The sequence below is a fragment of the Deinococcus metalli genome, from assembly GCF_014201805.1.
Taxonomy (GTDB): domain Bacteria; phylum Deinococcota; class Deinococci; order Deinococcales; family Deinococcaceae; genus Deinococcus; species Deinococcus metalli.
Map to the genome: position 1 here is coordinate 53,979 of NZ_JACHFK010000010.1, position 21,425 is coordinate 75,403.

Sequence of the window (21,425 nt, forward strand, 5' to 3'; positions counted from 1 at the left end):
GTTGAGCCCCCCGAACGGGTGAAGTCTGCGCTCGGCAATGAAAACGTTCCCATGACATCCGTGAAGACGACTCGGCAGGCCTTCAGAGATCAAGGGGTGCTTCAGGCTCATGAACAAATAGGTGAAGGTTACAATTCGGCCCGGACTGAGCGTTGTCGGCTTCACCAAGACTTATCCTCGGCTCACTCATAACGTGTCCAGGGCCAGCGGCCGTTCACCGTGTCAGACCACGATGGAAATGGAGTGCTCTCGAGCGCTCCACAGAAGCAGCACCAGAACGGCGCGGCGCCACAGTCCCGTTCGTGACCAGAAGCGGCGTCACGTGCGGTTCGGGGGCCTCGCTTCATAGGTGCACTTGTCCGGTCACTCACTGCGGCCGATCACGAGCATTGGCGTCGCCGCCGCAATCTCCTGCTCGCCGAGGGCGTCCGCGCCGTCCTGGATGCCGAAGCCCGTAACCGCTGTCTTCGCCACGGCGAACACAGGCGCCGACAGCTGCTCGCCGCTGGTCGTGGTGATCTGCGCGTCCTTGAGCAGCACCAAGTTGTACGGCACGAGCCCGGACTTGCGGACCAGGGCATCGGCTTCTGGATCGTTGCGGTTGACCAGCACGCCGGTGATCACCGCTCCATCGACCATCAGGACTGTTCGTCTCGCGGGATCCATGCTCCAGCGTACGCGCGGATCTGGACTCCGCCGAACGAATAAGGACCATGAACCTCACTGGTCACCAGACAGACGCCTGAGCACGCGTTCACTCCTAACCCATCCCACCCAGAACTCCGACGTCAGGGCGCAGGTGAGCGTCCGTCTGTTGTGTGCGTCAGAGACGTGCACCGAGCCTGTGGCGCACAAGCTCAGGGAGCTTCATGCCCATCTCCAGGGTCAAGGTGTCTCCGCGGGGCGTCTCTACCGCCCAGTGCGCCCGGTGTTGCCACGTCGACGTGTCGTGATGGCGCGCCCAGGCAACCCGGTGCATCCGCAGGAACGCCTCGACTAAGGCGGCGCCGGGAACGACGCACGGTTCTGCTTCGGTGGTCATACTCGCGGCGGACAGCTCTGTGCGATCAGACCATAGGCGGCACACCACATGAGGAGGAGGGCGACTGTGGTGGATGAACAGGCCGTGCGGCGGCTGCACCATTACTGTGGCTGCGGCGCAGATTGAGGACATCGCGGCACGTTCGCGCCTGAAGTGCAGACCGTCGTCCCTTACCCTGGCCAGTGCGCGGTACGAGCCTCGAGCCAGAAGCTGACGAAGGCATCGATCTGCTGCACGAAGTGTCCAAAGTCAATCTGCTTGGTCATGAACGAACTCGCGTGCAGAGAGTACGCCTGCTCGACGTCTCCGGCGTGGCTGGAACTGCTGAGGATGACGACAGGAATGACGCCCAACCGCGTGTCCGCCTTGAGTGCGGCGAGGACGTCGAAGCCGGACATACCGGGCATGTTCAGGTCAAGCAGGATCACGTCCGGCAGCGTGGTGTCCGGCTTGTGCAGAAATTCCAGGGCGCGGGCGCCGGTCGCACAGGTATCGACGATGACCTGCTCATCATGCGTGTCGAAGACTTCGCGGGCGAGTTCGCGGTCGGCTGCCCCGTCGTCCACGAGCAGAACACGGAGGGGGCGTCGGATCGTCATGTCAGGGAAAGCGGCCGGCACACGCCAGCATCCACGACATAGCTTCATCAGGTGTTAATCGCTGTCACATTTGCTGTAGAGGGACGTGAGGAGGCTGTGGTTGGACCAATGGTCGTCACCGTGCCACCGGCAGGTCTCCTGCGATTCTGGAGACCTGCCGGACCCCGCAGTACACCCGTTCCACGGGCTTCAGGGGGTTGTGTGGGCAAGCACACGCGCAACGCGTGAAGCAGGACGCTGAGGGGAACCAGCGGCGATACCGTTTCCAGGCACTCAAAGCTTGAGCCACGTGCGTCACGGCGGTCTCACTGTGCCCGGTCGTGAGGTCCTCAGAGAAGCTGGCATGGCAAAGCCTATGACGGTGTGGCGGCGAGTCGCCTGACGTCCAGTGCGCCAGGGACGACTGGCGCATCTCCCGGCATCCGTATCACAGCGGCGTGGGTCTATCAGCGTGTCCCCCGCGCGAGGCCTGGGTGTCCGGGTGCCGCGCCAGTTCAGGTCAACGTTCAGTCTCGGTGCCGAACGTCAGCATCCTGTGCACGGGTCGCCACCTACATTTGCCATGGGTTGGGGCTTTGTTCGGGCAACTCCCCCTCCGGGCCACAGCCGACTCCGCCCTCTCGGGCCACTCTGTCCCGCATATCAGGACATCAAAATGCGGGTGTCGAAGCTGTGCTGGTCACTGACGCGCCCACACTGCCGCCCCCAAGGCGATTGTGATGTCGAGTGGATTCTCCCACTGTGACGGCGTTCTGTAGAGCTGCATAGAGCGTGGGCTGCCGTGAGCGCGTGTGCAGGAGGCACGGGTCGGGAGCTGGCGCTGCGGTCGGGAGGTGCCTGAAGCCGCGCCGCAGTGCCAGGCGTGATCGACCTGACCCGGGATATCGTGTGGCTCGAGTCCACCTGACAACTGGCGTCCTGGCTTCAGGCACCTGGCACGAACCCGGCCCCGGGCATTCCGGGCCGCGTGTCCGATCACGACCTCAGTGATGTCCTCCTCGCCGCCCATCCTGCCGCCTCACGCCTTCCCAGGAGACCAGCCATGACCAGCCTCACCAGCTCAGTTCGCCGCGCTTTCCTCGCCGCTCTGTTCAGCGCGTCCGTCGCCCACGCCGAGGGCACCCTGAACGTCGGCGCGAACGTCGGCAACGTGCCGTGGGAGTTTCAGGATGCCAGCGGCGCCACGGTGGGCTTCGAGATCGAGCTCGTGAACCAGATCGCCAAGAACCTCGGGAAGTCCGTCAACGTGGTCAACACGCCCTTCAACGGGCTGTTCGCTGCCGTGCAGTCCGGCCGCATCGACCTGGCCATTTCGAGCATCACGATCACCAAGAAGCGTCTGGAGACCGTGGCGTTCGCGCAGCCCTACTACGACTCGGATCAGTCCCTGACCGTCAAGGCGGGCTCGCCGCTCAAGTCCATGGCCGACTTCAAGGGTAAGACCGTCGGCGTCGACACCGGCTCGACCGGCGCGATGTGGGCCACGACGCACCTGGCGGAGTACGGCTACACCATCCGCGAGTACGTCGGCCTGAACGCTGCGATGCTCGACCTCAAGAACGGCCGGATCGACGGCTACATCTCGGATATCCCTGCCCTGCAGTACTACGCCAAGACCACCGGCGGCGTCGCGGTCATCCAGCGGCTCAAGACGGGTGAGCAGTACAGCATCATGTTCGCGAAGAACAACGACCTGGCCAAACAGTTCAACGCCCAGATCGACATGATGAAGCGCAGCGGGTACCTCGCGGCGCTGCACAAGAAGTGGTTCGGCGCCGCGCCGGAAAAGACGACCTCGACCGTCACCGTGCTGCCGATGCCCAAGTGAACGCGACGACCCGCTGACGCCGTGAACGGGCGCTGCCCTGCCGGTGAAAGCGCCGCGGGGCGGCGCCCGCTGCCTGTCAACCGTGCCTCTGGGAGGCGCCCAGTCCATGGACCTGATCACCACCTTCTTCAATGTTCCTATTCTCCGTGACGCCCTGCCGGCCCTGCTCCACGGTCTGGGGCTGACCATCAGCCTGGGCCTCGTGAGCGCCGTCTTCGGGACGGCCCTCGGCATGGTGGTGGCCCTGCTGGGGCTGTACACGGCCCCGCCCGTGCGCGCCGCCGTGCGCGTGTACATCGACGTCCTGCGCTCCATGCCGCTGCTGGTGTTCATGGTGCTGATCTACTACGCCCTGCCGTTCGTGAAGGTGCTGCTGCCGGCCTTCACCTCGGCCGTCCTGGCCATCGGCCTGATTGCCTCCGCGTACGTGGCCGAGATCGTCCGGTCCGGCATCGAGGCCATCCCGCGCGGACAGTTCGAGGCGGCGCGCTCGCTCGGGCTGAGCCAGTGGCAGACCATGGCCACGGTGATCCTGCCGCAGGCCCTCAAGATCGTGGTTCCGCCGCTCACCGGCAACGCGGTGTCCATCATGAAGGACACCGCGACCGCCTCGGTCGTCGCGCTGCCGGAACTGCTTCAGCAGGCCACCTCCCGCCAGGCGCTCGCCGCCAACCCCACCCCGCTCATCGGCGCGGCGCTGATCTACGTGCTGATGCTCTTCCCCCTCGTCCGGCTGGTCAGCCGCTTCGAGCGCACGTCCCGCGTCAAGTCGCGGGTCTGACGTGCGTCCATCCCGCGCGTTCCAAGGATTCCCATGACCACCACTGACATCACCGCCCTGACGCCCCACTTGGAGTTCGTCCGCTCCCAGTTCCCTGCCCTGTCGGGGCCGTGGACGTTTCTCGACAACGCGGGCGGATCGCAGGTGCTCACCGGCGTGGCCGACCGCGTGCGCGACTACCTCCTGCAGACCAGCGTCCAGCTCGGGGCCACCTACGCCGTGTCGCAGGAGGCGGCGGCCCGGGTTGCCGACGGCACGCGCGCCGCCGCCGAACTCATCAACGCCGCCGACCCACGTGAAGTGGTGCTGGGGTCCAGCGCCACCCAGCTCATCGCGAACTTCGCCCAGTCCTATGGGGCCACGCTCACCGAGGGGGACGAGGTCATCGTGACGTCCACCGACCATGAGGCCAACATCGGCGCGTGGATGCGGGCGCGCGGCGCCGTCGTGCGGGTGTGGCGTCCCCGGCCCGACACCCTCGAGCTGCACCTCGACGACCTGGGCGCCCTCATGACCGGTCGCACCCGTCTGGTCTGCGTGACACACGCGTCGAACATCCTGGGCAGGATCAACCCCGTGGCCCGGATCGCGGAGCGTGTCCACGCGGGCGGGGCCCAGATCTTTGTGGACGGCGTGGCGTACGCGCCGCACCGGCTGGTCGACGTGCAGGCGCTGGACGTGGATTTCTACATGTTCAGCTTCTACAAGGTCTTTGGCCCGCACATCTCGCTGCTCTACGGCAAACTGGATCATCTGCTGGCGCTGCCGAACATCAACCACACGTTCGTCGGCGAGCAGGCCATCCCCTACAAACTTCAGCCGGGCAACGTGAACTACGAGCTCACGTACAGCCTGCGGGCCATCACCGACTATCTCGAGCAGCTCGGCGGGCGTGTCCAGGCAGGAGCCACCGGCCGGGGCGCCATGGTGGCCGCCTACGCCGCCATCGCCGACCACGAAGCCATGCTCGCTGGCCTGCTGCTCACCTTCCTCCGGAGCAAAGCCCGGGTCCGGGTCATCGGTCCGGCCACGGCCGATCCCGCCGTGCGGGTGGCCACCATCAGCTTCGTGGTCGAGGGGCGCCGCTCCTCCGAGTTTCCCCGCGCGCTCGACGACCACCACGTTGCCGTGCGCTACGGCAACTTCTATGCCCGGCGCCTCATGGACGAGCTCGCCCTCGATCCCGATGAGGGCGTCATCCGGGTCTCGATGGCCCACTACAACACGGTGCAGGACGTGGACCGTCTGATCGGGCACCTCGACACCATCGGCCTCGACTGAGCCACAGGAGGAACGCCATGAGCACAGTGATCGTGGGCGGAACGGTCGTGACGGCCGAAGGCACCTACCGCGCGGACGTGCGGGTCGACAGCGGCGTCATCAGCGCGGTGGGGCTCGACCTGGCCGGCCCTGCAGACACCGTGATCGATGCGGCCGGCCGGCACGTTCTGCCGGGCGGCATCGACGTGCATACCCACCTCTCCATGCCGTCCTTCGGCACCGAGACCTGCGACGACTTTTACACCGGCCACCTGGCGGCGGCCATGGGCGGGACGACGTCGCACGTCGATTTCTGTATCCAGCCGCACGGCGCGTCCCTGGCCGCCGCGCTCGACCTCTGGCATGCCAAGGCGGCCGAGCGCGCACTCATTGATTACGGCTTCCACGTCGCGGTCACCGACCCGCGTCCCGAGGTCATCGACGAGATTGCGACGCTGCCGGACCTCGGCGTGACGTCCATCAAGGTGTTCATGGCGTACCGCGGCACGCTCCAGGTCGACGACGCGGCCCTGTTCAGCTGCCTGGAACGGGCACGGGATGCCGGCGTCCTGACTCTGGTGCACGCGGAAAACGGGGACGCCATCGAGCACCTGATGGCCGGGGCGATCCGGCGGGGGGAGACCGCGCCGAAGTACCACGCCCTGACGCGTCCCCCCCAGCTCGAGAGTGAGGCGACTGGGCGCGCCGCTGCTATGGCCGAGGTGCTGGGCGCGCCGCTCTACGTCGTGCATGTCAGCTGCCGCGGCGCGCTCGACCGGGTCAGGGATGCCCAGTCGCGCGGCGCACCAGTCACGGCGGAGACCTGCACCCACTACCTGTTCTTCACGGCGGACGATCTCGACCGTTCCGGGTTTGAGGGGGCCAAGTTCGTGTGCAGCCCGCCGCTGCGTGAGGTGGCCGACCAGGACGCCCTGTGGGCCGCGCTGCGCGACGGCACCCTGAGCGTGGTGAGCACCGACCACTGCCCCTTCCGCTACGACACGCAGAAGGTGCTGGGCGAGGGCAACTTCACGAAGATCCCGAATGGCGTACCCGGCATCGAGGAACGCATGATGGTGCTCCACCATGCCGGCGTGAACGGCGGGCGCATCACGCTGCAGCAGTTCGTCTCGCTGACGGCCACCGCGCCCGCCCGCCGCTTCGGGCTGGGTGGAGTCAAGGGCAGCGTCGCTGTCGGGAGTGACGCTGACCTGGTGCTGTGGGATCTGGCGCGCGAGCACACCATCACGGCGGCCACCAACCACGGCGCCATGGACTACAGCCTCTACGAGGGCATGCGGGTCCGGGGAATGCCGGTGATGACCCTGCGCAGGGGAGAGGTCATCGTGGACAACGGCCGGCTGGTCGCGGCGCCGGGGAGTGGGCAGTTCATGCGGCGCCGAACGGGAGGGTAAAGCCCGGGGCCTTCTGCTCACGGGCACCGTCTTGCAGCGGGAGCGGCCGCGTTACGAACAGGCCTTCATCTGGGCGCTGTGTCCGGTGGGTTCACGTTGTCACGTCCGCATCCTGAAGACTCGGCGGGGTGGCTTCAGCCCGCACCGTCAGCGGCATCCGGACCGTGTGGTGCGGCGCGGACGTGCTGGGCCAGCCGCTGAACCTGAGCCATGACCCGGCTGTCCGGCCGCAGGTCGTTCAGCGTCAAGAACGCCCGGTGCAGGGCCGCGCACGTCCGCTCCGGTTCCGCATGGCCGGCAGGTCAGCCGGCGTCGAGGCGGCGCGTCCGGCTGTCAGCGCGCTGCGCCGTGTCCCCGGCCACCTCGCACAGGCCGTTGACCAGATGCGTGGTCTCGTCGGCCCAGGGCCGGTCACGTCGCGCGGCACGCCGAGTGGGCTGACGCGGGCGGGTCGTGCGGCCCGGCCGCTGGGCACCCACGGTCCCAGGATGCGGCAGGGGAAGCCCGGCAAAAGCCAGACCGGCATGGACCGCGTGATTGACCACATGGTCACCGTCCCCGGACGTCCGGTCTCCCAGCAGACGGCCCGTGCTCTAGAGGTCAGCAGGACGGTGTTCCCCTCAGCGGGGTTCGCGGCGCGCGAAGACGCCGCTGGCGACCAGGATGATCGCGCCGATGACGAGTTTCTGGTACGTGCTCGGCACACCCATCAGCACCAGGTTGTTCTTGATCAGGACGATCAGGATCACGCCCAGGATCGTCCCGGTCACGCTGCCACGCCCGCCGGTGACGCGCGCTCCGCCGAGCACGACGGCGGCGATCACATCGAGCTCCTGCCCGACGAGGTCGAAGGGGTTGGCGAGGCGGTTTTGCGTGCCGTGGAGCAGCCCACCCAGGCCCGCGAGCAGGCCGGCGTAGCCGAACACGAACAGCGTCACGCGCCGCACTGGGATGCCGAGCCGCTCGGCGATGGAGATGCTGCCGCCCACGGCGTACGCCGCGCGGCCCAGCAGTGTGCGGCTGAGGATGTACTGCGTGAGGAGTGCCGCGCCCACCAGGAACAGGAACGTGACGGGCAGCGAGACGTTCGTGCCGTCGGCCGTCTGGAATTTGGTGATGTTCAGCCGCGCGAAGTTGTCCATGGCAGCCGGGATGTTCATGATGTGCGCCGTGCCGATGAACGCGAGCAAAAAGCCCCGGTACAGGTACTGCGTGCCGATGGTGACGATCAAGCTGGGCACGCTGAAGCGGTACACCATGAAGCCGTTGGCGAGCCCCAGGGCCAGCCCGATCAGCAGGCACAGCCCGATCAGCACCGGGTACGGCGCCGTGGGCCACACACCAAGGGTCAGCTTGGTCGTGCCGTACAGCGCGAAAACCGCGATCGCCGTGAACGACACGTCGATGCCCCCCGCCGCGAGCACCAGCAGCACGCCCAGCGCGAAGATGCCGGGAATCACGCACGCGCGCAGCACGTCGAAGAGCGTCTTGACGGTGAGGAATTCCGGTGACAGGGCCGTGAGCGCCGCGCAGAACAGCGCGATCAGTCCCAGGGTGACGACCTCGGGCCGGCCGAGCCACGTCCGCCACGCGGGCGGTGCGCCGGCCGGGGTGGAAGGGCGGGTGAGGCTCACGCCGTGCTCCCCACCTGGGAGGCGCGGGTCGGTGACGTTGCCTCCAGCAGTTCAGCCGTCAGCGCGGCCTCGCTCAGGCCGTCCACGGGCGCGGTGTGGGTGAGCTGCCCGCGCTGCATCACGCCGATCCGGTCGGCATTCATGAGCAGTTCCGGCAGGTCGTCACTGATGAGCAGCACGCCCAGACCCTGTGCGGCGAGCTCCTGCACGATGCGGTACAGGGCGTCCTTGCTGCCCACGTCCACCCCGGCGGTCGGGCCGTGCAGGATCAGCACCTTTGGGCCGATCGCCAGCCAGCGGGCGACCATCACCTTCTGCTGGTTCCCGCCCGACAGCGCCCCGACCGGCAACATGACGTGCGGCGTGGCCACCTGGAGGTCCTTCGAGAGCGCCGTGGTGTCGGCCGTCGCGCGGGCGTAGTTGAGCCGGACGCCCTCAGTGAGGCGCTTGAGGACGGATACCATGATGTTCTCGCGGATAGGCTTGTCGAGAAACAGGCCCTCGGCCAGCCGGTCTTCGGGTACGTAGCCGATGCCGAGGCGGATGCCGTCGCGCGGGGTGCGCAGCCGCACGGTCTCGCCGCCCAGCACGACCGTGCCCGAGTCGGCGGGACGGACGCCCGAGAGCGCGTGCGCGAGCTCGTTGCGGCCCGAGTCGAGTAGGCCCGTGATGCCCAGCACCTCGCCGCGGTGCAGGGTGAACGACACGTCCCTGAAAGCCCCGGCGCGGCTCAGGCCGCGCACCTCCAGCAGCGCCTCCGTGCCGGGCGCGGCGGTGCGGTAGCGGGTCTCCTCAAGGGTCTTGCCGGTCATCTGGAAGGCCACGCTGTGCGGCGTGAAGTCCGTCAGCGGGCCGGACGCGACCTTCTGACCGTCGCGCAGCACGATCACCTGCCCGCCGATCCGGAAGACCTCGTCGAGCTTGTGGCTCACGAACAGCACGCTCACCCCCTCACGCTGCAGCGACGCGATGATGCCCAGCAGGTTCTCCACCTCGCGCTGTGTCAGGGCCGCTGTCGGCTCATCCATGATCACCAGGCTTGCCCGGCTCACGATGCCGCGCGCGATGGCGATCAGCTGCCGCACGGCGATGGGGAGCGTCTCGACCGGCGTGTCCAGGAAGGCCGGCGTGGTGGGCAGACGCACGCGGGCGAGCGCCGCGCGCGCCACCTCGCGCAGCCGCGGCCACGACACTCCCCGCGCGAGCTGGCCGCGCGCGCTGACGAGCTGCGCGGTCAGCGCCACGTTCTCGGCCACGCTCAGGTTCGGGAACAGCGACAGGTCCTGGTACACGGTCTCGATGCCGGCCTCCAGGGCGCTCAGCGCGTCCAGCGCGCGGTACGGGACGCCGCGCACCTCGATCACACCCGAGTCCGGCGGCTGCGCCCCGGCGATGATCTTGATCAGCGTGCTCTTGCCTGAGCCGTTCTCACCGAGCAGGTGGTAGGTCTGTCCGGCGTGGATGTCGAAGCTGACGCCGCGCAGCGCGCGGACGCCACCGAAGGTTTTGACGACACCCTGCACGCGCAGCAGCGGTATGCCCGGATCGCCGGGGGAGGGGGACAGCGGAGGGGACAGCTGCGTCATGCGGGAACCTCGCCGGGAGGAGCAATGGGAGGGCCTCCCCCCGCAGGTCCGGGGGAGGCCGGGTCGGGTCAGGCCGCCGCCCTCAGAAGGGGTAGTTCTTGTAGTTGGCCTTGTCCACGTCGACAAACGCATTGCCGCGGACGATCATGCCCGCGCCCTTGCCCTTGGTGACGCTGACCTTGTTGTAGCCCTTGATCCCGAGATCCATCCCGTTGGTGATCTTCTTGCCCTGCAGCACGAGCTGCGCGACTTTGTTCATGACGTAGCCCGCGTCGGCCGGATCCCAGAAGCCGATCCCGTCGACCGCGCCCGAATCGAGGTATTTCCCGGCGATGGACGGCAGGCTGGTGCCGTACACGCAGGTCTTGCCCTCCAGGCCGGCCTCCTCGACGGCGCGGCCGATGCCGGCCACGTCGGTTGACGCGCTGCCCTGGAAGCCCTTGATGTCCGGGTACTTGCGGATGAGCTCCTTGGCCTTCTGGTAGGCCTGGTCGGCGTCGTCGGCCGTCTCCTGCTTGCTTTCGACCAACGTCATGCCCGCGTTCTTCTTGGCGTTGCCGATGCCGCCGTCGGCCCACTGGTTGTGCGTCTTGCTGGTCAGGCTGCCGACGAACACCGCCCACTTGCCGCTGCCGCCCATGCACTTGGCCAGCCGCGCGTTCAGGTTCGCGCCGAAGGCGACGTTGTCAAAGGCCTCGATGTCGTACAGGGTGTTGGTCTGGTTGTCGGCCTCGTGCGTGATGACCTTGATGCCGCGCGCCATGGCCTTTTTCAGCACGGGTTCCAGCGTTTCGGGGCTGAAGGGCACGACGGCGATCGCGTCGGGCTTCTTGGCGATCAGGTCCTCGATGATTGCGGCCTGCTGCGCGGCGTCGGCGGTGGAGGGGCCAGTCTGCGTGGCGGCGTTGCCTGTGTCCTTGGCGTACTTCTTGACGCCCTCCTCCATGCGGTTGAACCAGTTGATGCCCGTGATCTTCACGACCGTGACGATGGTGTACTTCTTGCCCTGCGCCTGCGCGCCGTGCAGGACGCCGCCGAGCACGAGCAGGCCGAGAGCGCTGTATGTCCATGTCCTTCTGTTCATGGTGATCCTCCTGTAGAGCGGCTCCGACGGGTCACGGCGGGGCGGTGGGCGGCGAGGTGCTGGCGGGGGGGGAGCGCGTGGGCCATAGGTTCAGCCGGGACGAGGTCAGCGCGATCGAGAGCAGGAGCAGCAGCCCCCACGTGAAATCCTTGAGGAAGTTCGACAGGCCCAGCAGGTTCAGCGAGCTCGACAGGAACTGCAGCGCGGTCGTGGCGAGGAGCAGCCCCAGCACCTTGCCCGCGCCGCCCGCTGGATTGACCCCGCCCATGACGGCGATCAGGATGGCGATGAGCAGGTACGAACTGCCGTAGTCCACCTTGATGGAGTTGGCCCGCGCGCCGAAGATGATGCCAGAGACCGCCGCGAGCACACCGGCCACGGCGTAGGTGGTGATGAGCACCCGCGCCGTGTCGATGCCCGTGAAGTGCGCGGCCCTGCTGTTCGTGCCGAGCAGGTACAGCCGCAGGCCATAGGGCGTTGAGGACAGCACCCATGCGAGGAGCCCCGCCACGCCCAGGTAGATCAGCAGCGGCACGGGGATGGGCCCCAGCGTACCCAGACCGAGGTTCTGCACTCCGGTCGAGAAGCCGATGACTGCTGATCCGTTCGTGAGGGCGTAGCCGACGCCCTGGAAGGCCAGCGAGGTGCCCAGGGTCGCCAGGATCGGCGCGAAGCGCAGGCGCGCCACCAGCAGCCCGTTGATGAGTCCGCACGCGAGACCGACGAGCAGCGCCACGGACAAGAAGGTGAGCGTGAACGCCACGTTTGCGCTGTCCGGCTCCGGGTACACGCGCCGCGCGATGAGACCGGCGGTGATGGCCGACAGGTTCGCCGTGGCGACCACCGACAGGTCGATGCCGCCGTTGCCGGACACCATGGTGATCAGGATGCACAGCGCCAGCAGCCCCAGTTCTGGGAGCTGCGTGGCCATGGACTGCCAGTTGTCGGCGGACATGAACGTGCCCTGCGTCAGCAGCGTGGCCAGCAGCGCAACGGCCACGCTCGCGACGAGCAGAAACAGGATGTGTCGGTCAGCGGTCAGTCGGCGCAAGTACACCTCTGGAAAACACTTCACGAAGAGTCCACGCGGGGATCCCTGGTATGCAGATTTTGAGTTACCCCGTGATTCTCCTCCCGGTGCCTGGACGTGTCAAGCTGAGGTCCGTCGGCAGTTTTTCGGCTCCTGATCGCCTTGCAGACCTCTGCCCCCGGGCATAGGATGAACGCCGTTCGCCCACAACCCGGTCCACCGCAGATCCACCCTGGAGGTAGCGTGTGAAGAAGATCCTGAACGACCCCGTCCACTTCGTGGACGAAATGCTCGACGGCCTGTACCGGGCGCACCCGGATCAGCTCGCCTACGCCGGGGACGATCCGCACTGCCTGGTGCGCGCCGACGCGCCGGTCGAGGGCAAGGTCGCGCTGGCCACCGGGGGCGGCTCCGGGCACCTGCCGGTGTTCCTGGGGTACGTGGGACCGGGCATGCTGAGTGGCTGCGCCATCGGCGACGTGTTCCAGAGCCCCAGCGCCGACCAGATGCTGGAGGTCACGCGCCGCATCCACGGCGGCCGGGGCGTGCTGTACATCTACGGCAATTACGGCGGCGACGTCATGAACTTCGATATGGCGACCGAGATGGCCGAGATGGAGGACATTGAGGTGCGCACGGTGCTCGTCAGAGACGACGTGGCCAGTGCCGTCACGGAGAGATCGGACACCCGCCGCGGCGTGGCCGGCATGATCTTCGCCTTCAAGGTCGCGGGTGCGAGGGCCGACCAGGGCGGCAGCCTGGACGACGTCGAGGCTGCTGCGCTCAAGGCCCTGGCCCGCACCCGCACCATGGGCGTGGCCCTGTCGTCGTGTACGCTTCCCGCCGCCGGAACGCCCACCTTCGAGATCGGCGACGGCGAGATGGAGATCGGGATGGGCATCCACGGCGAGAAGGGCGTCCGCCGCGGCCCGCTGGAGAGCGCCGACCAGATCGCCGTCGAACTGCTCGACGCTGTGCTGGCCGAGCTGGACGTGACGTCTGGCGACCGCCTGGCCGTGATGGTCAACGGCCTGGGGGCCACGCCGCCCGAGGAACTGTACATCCTGTACCGGCGCGTGCACCGCACCCTGGAAGACCGCGGCGTGGCCGTGCACCAGGCCTTCGTGGGCGAGTACGCGACCAGCCTGGAGATGGCCGGAGCGAGCCTCACCGTCATGAAGCTCGACGACGAGCTCACGGGCATGCTCGACCACCCGGCCCGCACGCCGTTTTTCGTGCAGGTGGGCCGGTGAGCGAGCCCGGCAGTGTCCCGGCCGGCACGGCCCCGGCCATCACTGGCGAGGACATCGCGGCGGCGCTGCGCCGCGCGGCCATCCGGCTGGTGGGGCTGCGCGACCACCTCAACCGGCTGGACGCCGAGGTCGGGGACGGTGACAGCGGCCTGACCGCCGAGAAGGGCGCGCGGGGTCTGCTCGCCTACCTGGACGCCACCCCGCCGGGCGACGACCTGGGCAAGTGGCTGGCCGGGGCGGGCATGGCCTACAACCGCGCCGCGCCGAGCACCATGGGCGCGCTGATGGCCACTGCGTTCATGCGGGCCGGCAAGACTGTCATGGGCCAGGCCATCCTGAGCCCCCACGACCTCGCCGTGATGCTCGTGGCCGCCGATCAGGGCCTGCAGGAGCGCGGCAAGGTCAAGCCGGGTGACAAGACCATCGTCGACGCCGTGCACCCGGCTGCAGAGGCGTTGATGTCCGCCGTGCTGGCCGGGCAGTCCCTGGACGCCGGCGCGCAGGACATGCTGAACGCCGCCCGCGCCGGCCGGGACGCGGCCGTCGCCCTGCGCGGCCAGGTGGGCCGCTCGAACTGGGTGGGCGAGCGCACCGAGGGCAAGACCGATCCCGGCACGGTGCTGTTCGTCTCGGCGCTGGAGGCGGTGCTGAACGCCCAACCCAGCGAGTCTGGACGCGCCCAGAGCTGAGCCACGCGGCGTCCCGAAGCCCCACTGTTCCAGGGTCCGCCACCCGCGTCCCCGATCTCACGCAAGGAGAACTGCGATGGAATACCGCACCCTGGGCCGCTCCGGCCTGATCGTCAGCGCCTTCGGGCTGGGCACCATGCAGTTCGGCAAGGGTATGAACATGGGCTCGCTCGACCAGCAGGCCACCACCGACATGGTGAAGTTCGCCCTCGACCACGGCATCAACTTCATCGACACGGCGGACGTGTACTCGCGCGGGCAGTCCGAGACGCAGCTCGGCGTGGCCCTCCAGGGCCTGCGCGACGAGGTCGTCCTGGCCAGCAAGTTCCGCCTGCCGATGTCGGACGACAACCTCAACCGCTCCGGCGCGACCCGCGTGAATATCCGCCGCGGCATCGAGAGCAGCCTGCGCCGGCTCAAGACCGACCACCTCGACCTGTACCAGGTGCACGGCTGGGACAGCCACACGCCGCTGGAGGAGACGCTGAGCACCCTCAACGACCTTGTGCGGGGGGGCCTCGTGCGGCACATCGGCCTGAGCAATTACCTCGCGTGGCAGGCGGCCACGGCGCTCGGGGTGCAGGAGCGCCGCGGCTGGGAGCCCTTCGTGACCGCGCAGCTGTACTACTCGCTGGTAGGCCGCGAACTGGAGCACGAGTGGATCGACCTCGCGAAGTACTCGGGCCTGGGCGTGCTGGTGTGGAGTCCGCTGGCCGGCGGCTACCTGTCGGCGAAGTACGACCGCCCCGAAGACGCCCCCGAGGGCACCCGCTTCGGCGAGGCCGGGCAGTTCGTGCCCTTCGACTGGGACCGGGGCCGTCCGGTGCTCGCCGCGCTGCGGGCCGTGGCGTCCCGGCACGGCGTCACGCCCGCGCAGGTGGCGCTGAAGTGGACGGTGTCGCAGCCGGCCATCTCCAGCGTGATCATCGCGGCGCGCAGTACGCAGCGCCTCGGCGAGAACATTGCCGCGCTCGACATCACGCTGACCGACGAGGATCGCCGCGACCTCGATCACGCCAGCCACCCCGGCACGCCGTATCCGAAGTGGATGGTGCTGCAGCTTGACCAGGCCGAGGACCCCCGCACGCGCGCACTGGAGCCCGAGCTGTTCGAGTCCGGCGGCGCGTGGAAGGACCTGCGCAAGGGCGAGCAGAAGTAGGGGCCAGCGACGCGCTGTTCACGCTGGCCCGGCCCAGCTCGGACGCCGAACGGTGCGCTGCGACCGGGCCGCCCTGGGCACGGAACCCGTGCAAGGTGAAGGCAGTGAAGTCCGTGTTCTGGACCGTCCGCAAGGCGGCCGGGTTTGGATCTCCTGCTGTCCGCCGAGGTCGTGCCGGCCGTACGGGTGTGCCTGATGGGCAGGTGGTTCGCGCCGCAGGGCTGTGGACTCCGTGCCGCCGTGGAAGACGCTTTAGACCGTAACGGAACGGGCACGCGCCGTGCGGCCACGGCATGGCGCGTGCCCGGTCCCTGCCCCTCTCCTCAGATCACGCGGTCGTTGCCGCCGTCCACGGGCACCTGCGCGCCGGTCGTGCGGGAGAACGCCGCGCCGCACAGGGTGCACGCAAGCTCCGCGACGTCACGGCTGGTCACCTCGGCCCGCAGGACGTTGTTGCGGCGGTAGTCCTCGACGCTCAGCCCGTAGCTGCGGGCGCGCTGGGCGAGCACCTCTGGCGTCCACAGGCCGGTGTCGAACACGGCGTTCGGGTGCAGGACGTTGACGCGGATGCCGTCCGCGCCCCACTCCATCGCCGCGACCCGCGCGAGCTGGGTCAGGGCGGCCTTGGAGGCGCTGTACGCGGCGGCCCCGGGCCCGGGGGCCGGCACGTTCTTCGACGCGTTCACGACGACGCGCCCACCGCCCGGAGCGAGCCGCAGCAGCGGGTGCGCGAGCCGCAGCAGGTCGAAGCCCGAGGTGAGGTTGACCTTCAAGACGGCCTCCCACTCCCCGGTGCCGAGCTCGGCGATGGGCCGTCCCGGCGGAAATACGCCCGCGTTCAGGATCAGCATGTCCAGCCCGCCGAAGGCGCGTACGCTGCGCTCGACCGCCGCCGCGAGGGCCACCGGGTCGGTCAGGTCGACGCGCACGCCCAGGTAGCCGGCCGCGCTGCTGACCCCTTCGACCGCCGGCTGTAGGTCAAGGCCGATCACCGCCGCGCCCCGGCGCAGCAGCGCGTCCACGCAGGCCCGGCCGATCCCGGACGCGGCGCCGGTCACGACAGCCACCTCGCCGCTGAACTCCGCCGGGGGCGGCCCGGCGCGGAGCTTGGCCTGCTCCAGATCCCAGTACTCGACGTCGAAGATGTCCGCTGCGGGGCGAGGCCGCCACCCGCCGAGCGCTTCGGCACGCTGCGCCATGGCCAGGGTGTGCCGCGCGATGTCCTCCACGGCCTGCGCCGCCGCCGCGCTCACGCCCACCGTGCCCAGGCCCAGCTGTGGGTCGAGCACCACCCGCGGGGCCGGGTCGAGCATCGTCAGCGGCGTGGCCGAGCGGGGGGCGTGGGCCGTGAACTCGGCCTCGCTGGCCTGCACGTAGGCGGCGACGTCGCGGCCGATCAGCGGCAGTCGCCGCGTGCGGATCACATGGTCCGGTGTCGCGGGCCCCTGCGCCGCCACGGCCGGAAGATCGGGGCGCTGGGCGTATGCGAGGACGTCGTCGTCCTGATGGGTCATCAGCAGCATCGGCCGGCCCGCCGCGCGGGAGATCTCCAGCCGCAGGGCCGCGACGTCGCCGCGCAGGTCGGCCGGTGGGGCCGCCGGCACCGGGCGCGGCGCGGGGACGGCCTGCCGCTCCAGCACCGTCTCGGCTCGGGTCACGAGGTCGATCATGCGCCCGTAGGCCTCGCGCGCCGTGTCGCCCACGGTGAACAGTCCGTGGTTCAGCAGCGCCAGCCCGGTCGTGCCCGCGTGCGCGTGCTCGCGCCACAGCGTCCACGCCGAGCGCGCGAGCGCGAAGCCCGGCATGATGTACGGTACGACCACCACCTCGTCGCCGTACAGCGCGCGGACGCGGGCCTCGCCGTCCGGCGTGTTGCTCAGGGTCACGAAGGCGTCGGCGTGCGTGTGGTCGATGAACCGGGCGGGCAGCACGCCGTGGAGGATCGCCTCGACCGACGGGGCCGGCGCGGCGGGGTCGAGGGACGCGGCGCGCAGCTCGCGGGCCATGTGCACGTCGGAGAGCGTCTCCAGTTCGGCCAGGCGGCGCAGCACGTCCAGCCGCAACGGCGTAAACCCCCTTTCCGTGATCGCTGCCAGATCCCAGCCGCTGCCCTTGACCCACAGCGTCTCCACGTCGTCCCCGAGCAGGGTGCGCTCCACGGTCTTCACGCTGGTGTTGCCGCCGCCGTGCAGCACGAGGTCGGGGTCGGCCCCCAGCAGGCGCGAGCTGTACACGCGCTGGCGCAGGGCGCCTCCGAACGCGGCGGCCTGGGCGTCGTCCCAGCGGCTCCTCACGCCTTGACGTCCCGGAGGCCTTGGGTGTACGGCGGGTAGATGACGCCCCGCTCGGTGATGAGTGCGGTGACGAGCTCGGCGGGCGTGACGTCGAAGGCCGGATTGAACACGTCCACGCCCGCCGGGGCCATGGCCACGCCGCCGTGGTGGGTGACTTCCTGCGCGGCGCGCTGCTCGATCTCGATGTGGTCGCCGTCCGGGGTGGCGAGGTCGATGGTCGAGGTGGGCCCCGCCACATAGAAGGGCAGGCCGTGCGCGCGGGCGAGCAGCGCTACGCCGTAGGTGCCGATCTTGTTCGCCACGTCGCCGTTCGCCGCGACGCGGTCACAGCCCACGATGACCGCCCCCACCTTGCCCTGGCGCATGACGACCGCCGCCATGGAGTCCGTGATGACCGTGACGGGCACGCCCGCCTCCTGGAGTTCCCACGCGGTGATGCGCGCGCCCTGGAGCAGCGGGCGGGTCTCGTCGGCGAATACGTGCAGCACGTGGCCCCGCTCGGCCGCCACGTAGATCGGCGCCAGGGCCGTGCCGAGCCCGACCGTGGCCGCGCTCCCGGCGTTGCAGTGCGTGAGGACGCCCTGGAGCCCCGCCAGGAGCGCCGCGCCGTGCTCCCCGATGCGGCGCGTGGTGGCCTCCTCGTCCGACCGCAGGCGGATGGCGGCCTCGAGCGCCGCGCGTTTGAGGTCTGCCGTGCTGCCTGGAGTCTGGAGCGCCTCGGCGGCGCAGCGCTCCAGCGCCCACGTCAGGTTCACGGCGGTGGGCCGCGCCCCCGCGAGGTACGCCTGCTCGCGGCGCAGCTGCGTCTCGGCCTCGGCGCGTGGCGTGTCGTCCGGCAGCGCCCGCACGCCGAGCCACAGCCCGAAGGCCGCCGCGACCCCGATGGCCGGCGCGCCGCGCACGCGCAGGGTGCGGATGGCCTCATGCATCTGGGCGGTGTCCTGAATGGTCAGCCGCACCCGCTCGCCCGGCAGCCGGGTCTGGTCGAGCATCGTGACCTCGGTGCCGTCGAAGCTCACGGTGTCGACCGCGTCGATCGTCCTCATGGGGTGTCCTCCGTCATGCCGGCCCACGCCAGCGCGTCGAGATCATCGTAGGTGTGCAGCACGTCTGCGCTCCCGATCAGCGTCCGGCCGAGGGCGAGGTTCCGCGTGCCCACCTGCGCGCGCCGTTCCTCCGGCTCGAGTGAGTCGTAATCCAGCACGTGCGCGAAGCCCACGGTGCGGCGGATCAGCTCGCAGCCGGCGTACCCGGCCGCGTCGCGGAGCACCGTGAGCAGCAGGTCGCCGACGAACCCCGGCTCCCGCCACGCCGCGCTGACGGCTCCCTGCATCTGCTGACGGAACCGGGCCTGGAACGTCTCCCAGCATGCCCGCATCTGCCGGCGCAGGTACGTCAGGCGCGCCGCGCGCTCCGCCGCGTCCGGGGCGTGGCCTGCCTGAGCGTGGGCGCACAGCAGCAGGTTCGCGAGGAACAGGCCGATGTCGAAGCCCATCGGGCCGAAAAACGCGAACTCCGAGTCGATCACGCGGATGTCGCTGTGTCCCTGGGCGTCGGGCGGACTCGCCATGACACTTCCGGTGTGCAGGTCGCCGTGGAGCAGGGCCTGCCCGCAGGTCATGAAGCGGTGCCGCAGGGCGGCGACCCGGCGGCGCAGCCCGGCGTCGGCCTGGAGATCGTCCAGCGCGTCCTGGAGGGCCGGCAGATGGTCATTGCGGTTGGGCGGCGGGTAGAAGGGCTCTGTCAGGACGAGCGCCTCGGTCAGCTCGCACAGCTCGACGTTTCCGAACTGCGCCGCCAGCCGGGTGCGCTCCACGCCGCCGAGCGCGAAGTCGCTCGAGCCGTACAGCGTGGCCGCGAGAAACGCTCCGATGGTCTCGCCCAGGGACTCCAGGCGCACGCCCGCGATGAGGGGCGCGCGGATCACGGCATGCGCCCGCAGATCCTCCATGGCGTTCACGGCCATCTCGGGGTCGTGCCAGTACGGCTCCGGCACCAGGCCAGGGGCGGCCAAATGCTGGCGGGCGAGCGACCGCGCCTCAAAGTCCGCGCGTTCCTGCGACAGGGGCCACGCCTCGCCCGCCACCCGCAGGTACGGCAGGCCCTGCTTGATCAGGACGCTGCGCGCGCCGCCGGGCTCCTGCACGCGGAACACGGCGTTCAGGTTGCCGTCGCTGACCTCCCGGGCCTCCAGCGGGCCGGCGACGTCCAGCCGCGCGGCGGCCTCAGGACGCGACTTGACGTACTCCACGACCGAACGCAGATCCAGGATCCGGTACTCCATTGGGCCTCCACGGGCTCATCAGGACAGGGGCAGGACTTGAGGGTGCTGCGCTCACCCTATCCGGCCCGGCCCGCCGCCCGCAAGCCGCGCCCGCTGCCCTAATCCGCCACCAGGTCGTGCAGGGGACGCCGGTCGGCGTCGCCCAGCCGGAATTCCCGGAACGCCACCCGGAACCCTGCCCGCTTCGGGCTGCACGCCATGATCCCCACCCGGGCGTCCGCCCCCGGATCGAACTCGGCGACCCGCTGCAACACCCACCTTGGCTCACCGGCGACGCGGGCATGCAGAATCACCGCGTCGCCGCGGCGGATCATGCGGAACTCATATTCGGGCGCGTCCGGCGCGGGCTGCACGCTCCAGTCGGACTTGCCATGCGTCATCACGGCGCTCCACTGGCGGGCACGAACGAATTCCACACCGAACTTCAGCCACTCCGTCTCCGATGACCGCAGCATCAGGCCCGCGTGGTCGTACAGCTCCTCGAAGTGGCCACGCAGGATGACGCTGGCCGTGAATTCCCGCCCGGTCGGCGCGAGCAGGGCGTGGCCGTCGTCCTTGATGAATCCGTACTGCGTTTCGCGCCAGAAGTCCGTCTCGCTCCCCGTCACGACTGTGAGCGTGCCGTCCTCCTCGACGTCGTGCTCGGGAACGGCGGCCAACCAGCCCAGCGAGTCCCAGGATGTGGTCATGGTTCATTATGGATTCACCCGCATCCGGAGGTACCCGTGCCCGCGATCCCCCAACCCCTGACTGCCGCCGCCTTCGCTCCGTACGGCGAGGCGCTCACGTGGCCCGCTGCCGAGGCCGACGCCAGCGGGCCGGGCTGGAACTGGTGGGCCGAGCGGCTGCGCCTCCCTCTGGACGCCCGTCCGTGGAGTGTCGGGCTTCTGCGGCTCACGCCGACGCCTCTGGTGATCGAGTGGGCTGAGCGGCACGCCCACAGCGCCGAGCTCATCGTGCCGCTGGACGGCCCGTGTCATGTGTATGTGGCACTGGAGGGCGAGCCCGGCCATCCGGATCTCGGTGCGGTTCAGGTCTTCACGGTGCTCCCCGGCGAGGCGGCGCTGCTGCACCCCGGCGTGTGGCATGGCGCGCCGTTCGCTGCCGGTGGGTCCGCCTGCGTGCTCGTGCTGCTTCCCGCCGGCACCGGCCGTGACGACACGCTCAAGGCCACCTTCGCCCCACGGCGCCTCGCCTGATCTGCGAGTATGCGGACCCGCGCCCGTTGGGGAACCACGTCAGGGACGGTGCGCCCTCGACCTGTGAAACCGCGGATGCGGTTCGGCCCACCCGATCCGCTCCGCGCCCGTGGTGTGTGGTGGACGTGGGGATCCGAGCGCTGACGCTCACCCGTGGAGACCATCTTTGCGACGCCAGCGGACCGTTCGTCCGTCGGCCCCGGTGGCGTTGCCTGGTGCCGAGCGGGTGTACCTGGCTTCAATGGCTGTGCCGCGTGTGCTTCCGCCTCAGCTCAACCGTTGACAACG

Annotated in this window: 19 protein-coding genes; 8 read left to right on the plus strand and 11 right to left on the minus strand. The window is 69.4% G+C overall.

All coding sequences use genetic code 11. From position 1 onward, the window contains the following. Window positions 1-363: 363 nt before the first annotated feature. Window positions 364-666: a hypothetical protein gene (locus tag HNQ07_RS17325; RefSeq protein ID WP_184114077.1), complete on the minus strand. Its 303-nt coding sequence runs from the start codon at window positions 664-666 to the stop codon at window positions 364-366. 546 nt (window positions 667-1,212) lie between these two features. Then, entirely contained in the window at window positions 1,213-1,662 is a 450-nt protein-coding gene (locus HNQ07_RS17330) for a response regulator (RefSeq protein ID WP_311733227.1), read from the minus strand. 1,021 nt (window positions 1,663-2,683) lie between these two features. Here HNQ07_RS17330 and HNQ07_RS17335 point away from each other — a divergent pair. From HNQ07_RS17335 to hydA, 4 genes are all read left to right on the plus strand, one after another. Beyond that, the gene (locus tag HNQ07_RS17335; protein WP_184114079.1) at window positions 2,684-3,469 is read left to right on the plus strand and encodes a transporter substrate-binding domain-containing protein; all 786 of its coding nucleotides are present in this window, start codon (window positions 2,684-2,686) and stop codon (window positions 3,467-3,469) included. 106 nt (window positions 3,470-3,575) lie between these two features. Beyond that, window positions 3,576-4,250: an amino acid ABC transporter permease gene (locus tag HNQ07_RS17340; protein WP_184114081.1), complete on the plus strand. Its 675-nt coding sequence runs from the start codon at window positions 3,576-3,578 to the stop codon at window positions 4,248-4,250. 33 nt (window positions 4,251-4,283) lie between these two features. Continuing rightward, window positions 4,284-5,531: a cysteine desulfurase-like protein gene (locus HNQ07_RS17345; protein WP_221275176.1), complete on the plus strand. Its 1,248-nt coding sequence runs from the start codon at window positions 4,284-4,286 to the stop codon at window positions 5,529-5,531. A 17-nt stretch (window positions 5,532-5,548) separates the two neighbouring features. Continuing rightward, window positions 5,549-6,925, plus strand: a complete 1,377-nt coding sequence (gene hydA, locus HNQ07_RS17350) for a dihydropyrimidinase (protein ID WP_184114083.1) — start codon at window positions 5,549-5,551, stop codon at window positions 6,923-6,925. 302 nt (window positions 6,926-7,227) lie between these two features. Here the strand turns inward: hydA and HNQ07_RS17355 are convergent, their stop codons facing one another. From HNQ07_RS17355 to HNQ07_RS17375, 5 genes are all read right to left on the minus strand, one after another. After that, window positions 7,228-7,404 (minus strand): hypothetical protein, encoded by a 177-nt coding sequence (locus HNQ07_RS17355; protein WP_184114085.1) that lies wholly within the window; start codon window positions 7,402-7,404, stop codon window positions 7,228-7,230. 141 nt (window positions 7,405-7,545) lie between these two features. Then, on the minus strand, window positions 7,546-8,559 hold the full coding sequence (locus tag HNQ07_RS17360; protein WP_184114087.1) for an ABC transporter permease: 1,014 nt from the start codon (window positions 8,557-8,559) through the stop codon (window positions 7,546-7,548). Continuing rightward, window positions 8,556-10,145 (minus strand): sugar ABC transporter ATP-binding protein, encoded by a 1,590-nt coding sequence (locus HNQ07_RS17365; RefSeq protein WP_184114089.1) that lies wholly within the window; start codon window positions 10,143-10,145, stop codon window positions 8,556-8,558. Before HNQ07_RS17365 ends, HNQ07_RS17360 begins: the two co-directional genes overlap by 4 nt. 82 nt (window positions 10,146-10,227) lie before the next feature. Beyond that, window positions 10,228-11,229, minus strand: a complete 1,002-nt coding sequence (locus HNQ07_RS17370) for an autoinducer 2 ABC transporter substrate-binding protein (protein WP_184114091.1) — start codon at window positions 11,227-11,229, stop codon at window positions 10,228-10,230. Window positions 11,230-11,260: 31 nt separating this feature from the next. After that, on the minus strand, window positions 11,261-12,304 hold the full coding sequence (locus HNQ07_RS17375; RefSeq protein ID WP_184114093.1) for an ABC transporter permease: 1,044 nt from the start codon (window positions 12,302-12,304) through the stop codon (window positions 11,261-11,263). Window positions 12,305-12,504: 200 nt separating this feature from the next. Between HNQ07_RS17375 and dhaK the strand changes: the two genes are divergently transcribed. From dhaK to HNQ07_RS17390, 3 genes are all read left to right on the plus strand, one after another. Beyond that, the gene (dhaK, locus tag HNQ07_RS17380) at window positions 12,505-13,512 is read left to right on the plus strand and encodes a dihydroxyacetone kinase subunit DhaK (protein ID WP_184114095.1); all 1,008 of its coding nucleotides are present in this window, start codon (window positions 12,505-12,507) and stop codon (window positions 13,510-13,512) included. Continuing rightward, window positions 13,509-14,201: a DAK2 domain-containing protein gene (locus HNQ07_RS17385; protein ID WP_184114098.1), complete on the plus strand. Its 693-nt coding sequence runs from the start codon at window positions 13,509-13,511 to the stop codon at window positions 14,199-14,201. The genes dhaK and HNQ07_RS17385 overlap by 4 nt, the downstream gene beginning before the upstream one ends. 76 nt (window positions 14,202-14,277) lie before the next feature. Next, the gene (locus HNQ07_RS17390; RefSeq protein WP_184114100.1) at window positions 14,278-15,360 is read left to right on the plus strand and encodes an aldo/keto reductase; all 1,083 of its coding nucleotides are present in this window, start codon (window positions 14,278-14,280) and stop codon (window positions 15,358-15,360) included. A gap of 323 nt (window positions 15,361-15,683) precedes the next feature. Here the strand turns inward: HNQ07_RS17390 and HNQ07_RS17395 are convergent, their stop codons facing one another. The 4 genes from HNQ07_RS17395 to HNQ07_RS17410 all read right to left on the minus strand — a co-directional run bounded on the left by HNQ07_RS17395 (window position 15,684) and on the right by HNQ07_RS17410 (window position 20,627). Continuing rightward, window positions 15,684-17,654, minus strand: a complete 1,971-nt coding sequence (locus HNQ07_RS17395) for a bifunctional aldolase/short-chain dehydrogenase (RefSeq protein ID WP_184114102.1) — start codon at window positions 17,652-17,654, stop codon at window positions 15,684-15,686. Beyond that, the gene (mtnA, locus tag HNQ07_RS17400; protein WP_184114104.1) at window positions 17,651-18,700 is read right to left on the minus strand and encodes an S-methyl-5-thioribose-1-phosphate isomerase; all 1,050 of its coding nucleotides are present in this window, start codon (window positions 18,698-18,700) and stop codon (window positions 17,651-17,653) included. Before mtnA ends, HNQ07_RS17395 begins: the two co-directional genes overlap by 4 nt. Further along, window positions 18,697-19,938 carry an S-methyl-5-thioribose kinase gene (gene mtnK, locus HNQ07_RS17405; protein ID WP_184114106.1) on the minus strand — a complete coding sequence of 414 codons (1,242 nt, stop codon included), beginning with the start codon at window positions 19,936-19,938 and terminating at the stop codon, window positions 18,697-18,699. The genes mtnA and mtnK overlap by 4 nt, the downstream gene beginning before the upstream one ends. Window positions 19,939-20,036: 98 nt before the next feature. Continuing rightward, window positions 20,037-20,627: a DUF1349 domain-containing protein gene (locus HNQ07_RS17410; RefSeq protein WP_184114108.1), complete on the minus strand. Its 591-nt coding sequence runs from the start codon at window positions 20,625-20,627 to the stop codon at window positions 20,037-20,039. A gap of 36 nt (window positions 20,628-20,663) precedes the next feature. Here HNQ07_RS17410 and HNQ07_RS24440 point away from each other — a divergent pair, with 36 nt between their 5' ends. After that, window positions 20,664-21,137: an ureidoglycolate lyase gene (locus HNQ07_RS24440; RefSeq protein ID WP_184114110.1), complete on the plus strand. Its 474-nt coding sequence runs from the start codon at window positions 20,664-20,666 to the stop codon at window positions 21,135-21,137. Window positions 21,138-21,425: the final 288 nt, after the last annotated feature.